The organism is Desulfobulbaceae bacterium (assembly GCA_015231515.1).
Lineage (GTDB): Bacteria > Desulfobacterota > Desulfobulbia > Desulfobulbales > VMSU01 > JADGBM01.
The window spans coordinates 1-8,257 of sequence record JADGBM010000122.1; the positions used below are offsets into that span (position 1 = coordinate 1).

The following is an 8,257-nucleotide window of genomic DNA, read 5'->3' on the forward strand; positions in this document are numbered from 1 at the left end:
TCAATGCGTGGCTGCAACGTTTTGAAGCAATCGTCGGGGGGCAGGCATGAAACTGAAATTCAAGGTTCAGCCCTACCAGACCAACGCGGTGGAATCCGTGGTCGATTGCTTTGCCGGGCAGGTGAATACCTCGGGCATTGCGTACCGGATCGACCCGGGCGTGAACAAAAAACTCATTGCGAAGGGTCCGACTTTGCCGGGGATGGATATTGAGCAGAGCGGCTTCAAGAATGCCGATCTCCAGCTGACCGATGCCCAGATCCTGACCAATATCTATGCCGTGCAGCGGCGGCAAAATCTGCCCTTGTCGGACAAGCTTGTATCCAGCGCCGGATGCAAGGTCAACCTTGACGTGGAGATGGAAACCGGGACCGGCAAAACCTACTGCTATGTCAAGACCTTCTTAAAAGTGAAGAATCGCATCCTTTTTATCAGTCTTATTTTAATGATATTAAAGCCGCAACAGTTCTGAGTGAAGACAAAATTCGATTTGATTTTGCTCGCCAAAACCGAGAGCTTCATCTTATCGCCTGTGAACTTCCGATACTTTCCAAAAAATATTATGCAAAACAGCCTTTTTCTGAATCGAGCCTTTCTATTCCGATTGGCAGTGGGCCGTATATTGTCGATAAAATAATCCCTGGCAAGTCAATCTCCTACATCAAAAATTCGAACTATTGGGCAAAGTCTCACCCTGTCAGAAAGAATATGTTCAACTTTCAAACAATTACTCATAAATATTATAAAGATCAGCTTGTCTCTGTTGAGGCCTTCAAATCTGGTGATTTTGACTTTATGTATGTCAATATTGCCAAACAGTGGGCCCGGGATCTTGTCGGCGACAAGTTTGAATCAAAACAGATCATTAAGGAGTACCTTGACCACAAAAATAATGCCGGAATGCAATGCTTTGTGATGAATACTCGCAAGGAACTCTTTAGTGATATTAATGTGCGACAGGCTATCGGCCTGGCATTTGATTTTGAATGGACAAACAAGACCTTGTTTTTTGACCAATATACACAAACAGATAGTTATTTCAGCAACTCAAAACTGGCAGCAAACGGTCTGCCTCAAGGTCTTGAGCTTCACTATTTGAATGAATTTAAAGATAAACTCCCGATAGAAGTTTTCAGTCAGCCGTTAACCATGGTTTCAACCGCGCCTCCCAATAGTCTGCGGGGTAATTTGCGCAAAGCCAAGCAACTGCTGGAACAGTCCGGCTGGACAATTCAGGATGGTATACTGGTAAAAAATTCAGATCCAAACCAAGAGTTTAAATTTGAAATAGTACTTGCCTCGCCCTCCTTTGAACGTGTTATGGCGCCTTTTGTAAAGAATCTCGAGAAGTTGGGCATACTGGCAACGTATAGGACAATTGATCCGGCTCTTTACACCAGAAGGCTGAAAAGTTTTGATTTTGATATGCTTGTTAATGTCTTTGGTCAATCACAGTCACCTGGTAACGAGCAGCGCAGTTACTGGCACTCATCTGCTGCGGAACAGACCGGATCCAGAAATCTGATTGGTTTAAAAGATCCTGTAGTTGATGCACTTGTTGACAAGATTATCTACGCAACAACCCAAATTGAACTGGAAGCAGCCTGCAAAGCACTTGATCGTGTCCTTTGGTATGGATATTATGTGGTGCCCAACTGGTATGTGGCAAGACATCGGGTAGTGTATTGGAACAAGTTTAAGAAACCAGAAAAACTTCCACTCTATTATCAGCCCGATGAAGCCTTAATGACCTGGTGGATGGCCGATTAAACGAAACTTGACAAACCAAATCAACCAATTAACCAATTAACCAACAATCAATGTCTTCCTATATTGTACGCCGCATACTCTTTATGATACCTACACTTTTTGGTGTCATGCTAGTCACATTTACTGTAACCCAGTTTGTCCCTGGAGGTCCTGTTGAGCGCTTGGTGGCTCAACTTGAAGGACATGGCGGCGGCAGTGAAGCAAGCTCAGGTTCCACAATTTATATGGGACGGCAGGGTTTGGATCAAGAGCGCATGGATACGCTAAAATCTACGTATGGATTTGATAAACCACCGATTGAACGTTTTTTTACTATGATGAAAAACTATCTGACTTTTGACTTTGGCATGAGTTACTACCATCATCAAACTGTCGTAAATCTTGTCATTTCAAAGCTACCCGTATCAATGTCTCTTGGCTTGTGGAGCTTTTTTATCGTATATCTTACCTGCATTCCTTTAGGTATAAAAAAAGCTGTTGTTGACGGCAGCTCTTTTGATGTCTTTACGTCCACAATAATACTGATAGGGTATGCAATTCCGGGATTTGTCCTCGCCATCCTTCTCATCGTGCTCTTTGGCGGAGGAAGTTTCTGGAATATATTTCCTCTACGAGGACTGGTTTCAGATAACTGGTCTGAACTTACTTTTATGAGCAAGATTCTTGATTATTTATGGCACATGGTACTGCCTATTATCGCAAGTACAGTCGGTAGCTTAGCTGTAATGACCCTTCTTACCAAAAACTCGTTTTTAGAAGAGATTCGAAAACAATATGTAATTACCGCCAGGGCTAAAGGTCTTTCTGAGAATCAGGTTTTATATCGACATATTTTTCGTAACGCTATTATTCCCATAATTACCGGCTTTCCAGGCTCCTTTATCGCCGCTTTTTTTACCGGCAGCCTTTTAATTTAAACTATCTTTTCTTTGGACGGCATGGGGTTACTCGCCTATGAATCCATTATGAACCGGGATTATCCGGTTGTTCTTGGAACGCTCTATTTTTTTACAATTATCGGTCTGTTTGCCAGGCTTTTGTCGGATTTAAGTTATGTACTCGTTGATCCTCGTATCAGTTTTGAAAGTGTAAAGTAAATTGAAATCAAACAAATCACCATACAGCCTTTCGCTGCGCCGCTGGCGACGTTTCAAAAAAAATAAAAGAGGCTTCTACAGCCTTATTATTTTCACGGTACTTTTCCTTTTCAGCTTGTTCGCTGAAGCGGTAAGTAACGACAAGCCATTTCTGGTGATTTATGAGGGTGACTATTATTTCCCAACCTTTGTTTCATACCCGGAAACAACCTTTGGTGGAGATTTTGACACTGAAACGGACTACCGTGATCCTTACATACTGGATAAGATAACAACAGATTCGAATAAAACGTTGTTTCCCTTAAATCGGCATAGTTTTGCATCTATTAATTATAATCTTGACCAACCAGTTCCCTCCCCTCCCTCCAAAGAGAACCTACTTGGCACAGATGATCGTGGACGTGATGTCCTGGCACGCCTGATTTATGGTTTTCGATTATCAGTCCTTTTTGGTTTTGCCTTGACCTTTCTGGGTACGATAGTCGGTATCTTGGCTGGTGCCATTCAGGGCTACTTTGGTGGAAAGACGGACCTTCTGTTTCAACGATTCATTGAAATATGGGGTTCAATGCCGGAACTATATCTTCTCATAATTTTTTCATCAATTTTTAAACCCAGCATCACTTTACTGTTAATCCTTTTATCGATGTTTGGCTGGATGGGGCTTTCAGATTATGTCCGTGCCGAGTTTTTAAGGGGCCGTAATCTCGATTATGTTACGGCGGCCAAGGCCTTAGGTGTCAGTAATCCAACAATCATGTTTCGGCATCTTCTTCCTAATGGCATGACACCAGTTATTACCTTTCTGCCCTTTCGAATGTCTGGTGCCATACTCGCCCTTACTAGCCTTGATTTCCTTGGCCTCGGAGTTCCGCCACCAACGCCGAGCCTCGGTGAACTTCTGGCCCAGGGCAAAAATAATATAGATGCCTGGTGGCTTTCCTTAAGTAGTTTTTTCGTACTAGTCGGCACTTTGGTGTTGCTGATATTTATTGGCGAGGCCTTACGAGAAGCCTTTGACCCGAGAAAGGTATAACTGTGCTGAAAATTAACAATCTTACAGTTAAATTCCTCATGGATACAGGCGATAAAGTGGCCGTTCGTGACATTTCACTACACATACCTCCCGGAAAAACGGTGGCTCTTGTTGGTGAATCCGGTTCCGGAAAATCAGTTACAGCCTTGTCAATATTACGTCTTTTAGAGTCCGTTTCGAATATAGAACAGTCCGGCGAGGTACTGTTTAATAATCAAAATCTTTTACAGCTTAATGCCTCTGAAATCCGGCAGGTGCGTGGCAATGAAATTGCCATGATTTTCCAAGAACCAATGACTTCCTTAAATCCTGTCTATTCCATTGGCAGCCAGATAATTGAACCATTTATAATTCATCAAAACCTCTCCCCGAATGAGGCCAGGCAAAAATCAATTCAATTACTCAATAAATGCGGCATATTGGATCCTCACCTTAAAATTGATCAGTACCCTCACCAATTATCTGGGGGGCAGCGGCAGCGAGTAATGATAGCCATGGCCCTGGCCTGCCGACCAAGCCTGCTGATAGCCGATGAGCCGACAACCGCCTTAGATGTTACTGTTCAAGCCCAGATTCTAACTATGATCAAGGAGTTGCAGAGTGAACTGGAGATGTCTGTTTTCCTGATAACGCATGATCTACACATGGTTCAATCATTTGCCGACTACGTTTATATAATGAATGATGGTCAAATTGTTGAGTCTGGTAAGACCAATGAAATTTTCTCTAATCCGGCAGATCCCTACACGAAACATCTGCTTGGTAGTATTCCGCAGGGACAGCCGGAAAACATTCCATCGGTAAACGACTTGATTAAAGTACATGACATAACGGTTCGCTTCACCTCCTCTTCTGGTTTTTTAGGCCGCCACAAAACCTTTTTTGAGGCAGTAAAAAACGTGTCGCTTGCGATACCAAGAGGTTCAACTTTTGGCCTCGTTGGTGAGTCTGGTTCAGGGAAAAGCACCTTAGGTTTTGCCATTCTACGGTTACAAAACTCTTCCGGCCAGGTTGAATTTGACTCAAATGACATCAGCGCCTTGAGTGGAAAGCAGTTACGAAAACTACGAAAAAGAATGCAGATTGTTTTTCAGGATCCTTTCTCTTCATTATCTCCACGAAGAACGATATTTCAAATTATTGCAGAAGGGTTGCGTATTCATTACCCGGATTTACACGCCTCAGAGGTCGAAACTGCGGTGGTTGAAGCACTCGAAGATGTAGGGCTTTCATCTGAGATAATGCATCGATACCCACATGAGTTTTCAGGTGGTCAACGCCAAAGAATTGCCATTGCCAGGGTCATTATTTTAAAGCCCGAGTTTCTGGTCCTCGATGAACCGACCTCGGCCCTGGATATGACAATTCAGGCCCAGATTATCGATCTGTTAAAAGAGTTACAAAAAAAATTCAACATAACCTATCTTTTTATTACCCATGACCTCAGGGTAATAAAAGCTATGGCTAATTTTTTGGCAGTTATGAAAGGTGGTGAAATTGTTGAGACCGGTGTGGCACATGAGATCTTTAGTAATCCCCAACACTCTTATACTAAAAGCCTATTTAAAGCGGCATTTTTAGAATAGACATTTTTGCCTGAAATCGAGTGTTTTCAGAAAGCCTGAGAAGCACCGTAGTCGAATTCCAGTGGAGCAATGCGGATCTTGACCTTCAATTTTTTACTGAATCATTCTAAGGGATCCGTCAATTATCTCTGCCCTCTGAAGATGAGATGGCTCCCAAGCCGACAATCTCCATCAACTTCCCGTAGGTGGTCACCATGTCGTACTTAACGTGCTCTGGATCTATCTTGCGGTTGACTTCCGCAAAGAACTTGCGGGCGCATTCGATTTTCGTATGCTCGATGGCCCGCAGCTCCATGCTGGACACGGAGCCTTTGGTCTCGGCGACGAAATAGATGTGCTTGATTGAGCCTTCCTTGAAAGAAATGGCCCAGTCCGGGTTGTAGTCGCCGACGGGAGTGGGAATAAAGAACCCCTTGGGTAGTTTCGCATAAACGACCACCTCGGTACTGGTATCCAGCTCTTTCACAAACTCCCGCTCAACCTTGGAGTCGGTGATACAGAAGTCGTAAATGTGGTTCTTCAACTTCTCTCCGGCTTTGGTGAAGTCCTGCTTACTTTGGCCTGTGGTGAAAATATCGATATCATGGGTTTCGGTAATATTGTCGTAACTCAGCCGCTCAATGATGATCGTGGCCTTCTGCTCATTGATAAGCCGTGAGCTTTCGGCAATGAAATGCTCCGGGTTCAGTTTGAATTGCTTGAAAACAGCTGGTTGAACGTTGCTCAATATATCCGCGATTGTTTTCCGAGTGAGCTGGGTGTTTTCGGCAATCTTGCCGAGCAGGTCATAGGAGACCATGGAATGAACGTTTGTTCCATATTCGGTATTTGTTTCGCGGAGCTCAAATGCCTGGCCAGATTTGAGTTGATCGTATCTTGTCTGTTCTGTCTGTTCACCTTTCTGGACGGTGTAAGTTAGTGGGGTCACCCGCAACTCATTGTCCAGAATTCGGATGCAGTTTCGAATGAGTTCATTGGAATCGAACTCGACACGGTAAACAGCCTTCTGATTGATCCGGCTCCAGAGCGCCTTGAACTCTTTTTTCTCGAAGTTGGCATTCAGTGGGTTGGTTTTTGGCTTACGGTCATCACCCACGTCGGGTAGCTGGGATTCGCTGAAGACGCTGTCGATCAGACCGAAAATTTGTTCAGCATGAAGGGCAAGCTCGGGTGGAAGCGCTGCCAGGGGCCCGTTGGCTTTTGATTCGTGGTAGGTTTCGGCAACCTGATCCGCGTCATTGGTATAGTCGTTCTTGAGCAAATATTTATAAATCTGTTTGGCCATGACCGGGGTAATTTCCACAGTACCGGTTTCGGTGGTGATGACCTTCCCGGTGAAGTAGGCTTCGTCCGCCTTACGGGGGCGTGCAGAGAGGGAGTCGCTGATTTCACGCTGAAGATTGCCGACAAAGTCCTTGTAACTCTCGCTGGCGACAACGGTCAGGATATTCACGTCATGGACCGTTGCCGGGTTGTCCATGCGATCCCCATGCTGGTTGACACTAATCCGCAACCCCCGGCCAACTTCCTGGCGGCGCGAGATCGTGTTGTCGCTGTGCTTGAGCATGCACAATATGAAAACATTGGGGTTGTCCCAACCTTCTCTCAAGGCGGAATGGGAGAAAATAAACCGAACTTCTTTTTTTCTTCTGACCTCTTCACTATCGAGCGGGGATGGAAACAGTAGAAGCGATTCCTTGTCCTTCAGGATCAGATCGTAGGCATCCACGTCATCGGAAAGCCCGGCCTCCTCTCCACGCATTTTAAAGCTCGGATCGGTGAGCCTCTTTGTTTTCTTGTCGATGGAGAAGTAACCGTTGTGCGTGCGGCCAACCTGAATACTTTTCAGATATTCCTGGTACATCCCACCATCCAAGGGAAGAAGGCTCAAATATTCAGCTTTGAGTCGTTCGTATTCTTCCTCGAATATCCTGGCGTACTCTCCCTGTTCATCGGCCTGGCTGTAATCGCGGTATTTGGCGACTTCATCAATGAAGAACAGGGACAGCACCTTAATGCCTTGAGCAAAGAGAACCTGCTCCTTCTCAAGATGTGCCCTGATTGCCTCCCGGATCTGAATCCGCCGGATGGCCATTTCGGTGATGTCGCCGGTTGCATCGCCAGCACTCAGAACATGGCCATTGGTGAACTCCACCGTGTCCTTATTGGCGTCAATCTGTGAGATGACAAATCCGTCATACTGATTTAGTCCATGTGATTCATCGAACAGATTCGATCCTTTACCAAGCCGTAATGTCTTTCTCTTAATGGAACCGTTCTCAAGTTTTCTTTCTATCTCGATTCGGGCAACCGGTGCCTTCTTGGAAATTTCGATGGACTCAAGATAGAGATAGGCGTTGGTGCCTGCCAGTCCCTTCACGGCAATACCCCGCACCGCGATCTTCTTCACCAGCTTCTGATTATAGGCGTCTAGAGCATCGAGGCGGTGGATCTTATTGTGCGTGGTCCGGTGGGTGGCCGAGTAGCGCAGGATCATCAGCGGTTTGAACTTGGCCAACGCCTCCAGCGTCTTTTTGCCTTCCATCTTCTGCGGCTCATCCAGAATCAGGATGGGGCGGTTGCTGCTGATCACATCGATAGGTTTGCGCGACTGGAAGTCGTCCAGCTCGTCATAGATGCGGCGGTTATCCTTCCCCGTGGCATTGAACGCCTGGATATTGATGACCATAACGTTGATGCCCGCATCGGAGGAAAAGCTTTCCAGATGGTGAAGCTGTCTGGAGTTGTAGGCAAAGAAGCGGATCTTT

At 45.3% G+C, this 8,257-nt stretch carries 4 protein-coding genes and 2 pseudogenes; 5 read left to right on the forward strand and 1 reads right to left on the reverse strand.

The features are described from left to right. Positions 1-46 precede the first annotated feature (46 nt). From HQK80_13980 to HQK80_14000, 5 genes and pseudogenes are all read left to right on the forward strand, one after another. Positions 47-412 (forward strand): annotated as a pseudogene (locus HQK80_13980) (restriction endonuclease subunit R). Next, positions 385-1,770: an ABC transporter substrate-binding protein gene (locus tag HQK80_13985; GenBank protein ID MBF0223310.1), complete on the forward strand. Its 1,386-nt coding sequence runs from the start codon at positions 385-387 to the stop codon at positions 1,768-1,770. Before HQK80_13980 ends, HQK80_13985 begins: the two are co-directional and overlap by 28 nt. A gap of 50 nt (positions 1,771-1,820) precedes the next feature. Continuing rightward, positions 1,821-2,867: pseudogene (yejB, locus tag HQK80_13990) on the forward strand (microcin C ABC transporter permease YejB). Position 2,868: 1 nt separating this feature from the next. Beyond that, a complete protein-coding gene (locus HQK80_13995; protein MBF0223311.1) occupies positions 2,869-3,903 on the forward strand; it encodes an ABC transporter permease in 1,035 nt (344 codons plus the stop codon). Positions 3,904-3,941: 38 nt separating this feature from the next. Further along, positions 3,942-5,489 carry an ABC transporter ATP-binding protein gene (locus tag HQK80_14000; GenBank protein ID MBF0223312.1) on the forward strand — a complete coding sequence of 516 codons (1,548 nt, stop codon included), beginning with the start codon at positions 3,942-3,944 and terminating at the stop codon, positions 5,487-5,489. 118 nt (positions 5,490-5,607) lie between these two features. Here the strand turns inward: HQK80_14000 and HQK80_14005 are convergent. After that, positions 5,608-8,257 (reverse strand): restriction endonuclease subunit R (locus HQK80_14005; GenBank protein ID MBF0223313.1); only part of this gene is annotated, 2,650 nt, incomplete at its 5' end.

Excerpts from the sequence above, each read along its gene's own strand:
- HQK80_14000 (MBF0223312.1), top strand. The coding sequence starts at position 3,942 with ATGGATACAGGCGATAAAGTGGCCGTTCGTGACATTTCACTACACATA.